Source organism: Haloparvum sedimenti (assembly GCF_001462205.1).
Taxonomy (GTDB): Archaea; Halobacteriota; Halobacteria; order Halobacteriales; family Haloferacaceae; genus Haloparvum; species Haloparvum sedimenti.
The window spans coordinates 1-1,130 of the sequence record NZ_LKIR01000012.1 but is presented as its reverse complement, the minus strand read 5'-3'; the positions used below and the strand labels follow the sequence as shown (position 1 = coordinate 1,130).

The following is a 1,130-nucleotide window of genomic DNA, read 5'->3' as shown; positions in this document are numbered from 1 at the left end:
CCTGGGTGCCGAATCCTGAGTAGGTACGCCAACGACGCCCCTCCAGCGAGTAATTGGTGGAGGGAAGTCTGGCTTTGGCTTCGTTTAGGCTGTTAACCAACATCTATCTCATCATACTGCTTTTGTTGGTTAACAGATTCCAGCAAACCGGTTTTATCTTCCCCTGAAGGGGTGCGGGGCGGCCAGAAGTGGCCGTTCCAGGCCCTACTCATGTCGCTCGAGACCAGTTCCAGCAGCAGCACCGCACGTGAGATTGACGCTGCGAGGCAAACCGACTACGTGGCGTTCCTGCATCGGGCCCCGTTCGCGCTGGACGCCTTCACACTCGGCTTCCTGCCCGGGTATCGTGAAGACTGTAGTTATCAGCAATCCCAATTTCAGGGATTAGAGATTCCCGTCGGGATGCTCGATAACGATTTTCGAAATCCCGACCTGACTCGATACGTCGACCGGTTTTTCGAACACGAGCCGCGAGTCGGCGTTATTGGGGACGCGTACGAACCCGACGATGTCGATGAATACGTCGCTGCTGCTCGCGAAATCCAAGCGAGCTACCCCGACGCAGAGCTCGTCATCGTGCCCAAGTGCCAGGAGGTGATCGACATGATTCCCGACGACCTCGTGCTCGGCTACTCACGAGGGTATGCCGACCGATTAGCTCACGAGTTCTCCGAGCCGACCGACTGGCGTGGCCGACGCGTCCACATCCTCGGTGGGAGCCCGCCGAAACAGCTTGACGTCATTCAGCAGTTGACCCGACCGACGCTCACAGACGACCCACCGGCCGACATTGTCGGTCTCGACTGGAACGGCCTACATCGCGGGGCACAGTTCGGGGAATTCTGGACGGCAGATGGTTGGGACGACAGCGGTCGCGACACCGACCACGTTACGGTTCGCAAGACGGTCCGCCACAGTCTCGCCCGTCTCAAGGAATTCTGGCAGGCTCAAGGTGTTTGGCCCGAATCGACACCACAGGACAACTCCTTCGAAATCGAGTATGGGGGGCCATCGCCGGGGGATCTCGATGGTGCTGCGTGTACCGAATGCGAAGCGAACGTCTGGACGACTCAGCGCGGTCCATTCGTCGCCGAGTATGATACCGGCGCAGTCTGTGGATACTGCAGTTA

Annotated in this window: 1 protein-coding gene; it reads left to right on the top strand. The window is 58.8% G+C overall.

Annotated features, from left to right (window positions below; genetic code table 11):
- Positions 1–210 precede the first annotated feature (210 nt).
- On the top strand, positions 211–1,130 hold a 920-nt coding region (locus AN233_RS01115), incomplete at its 3' end, for a DUF6610 family protein (RefSeq protein ID WP_058365042.1).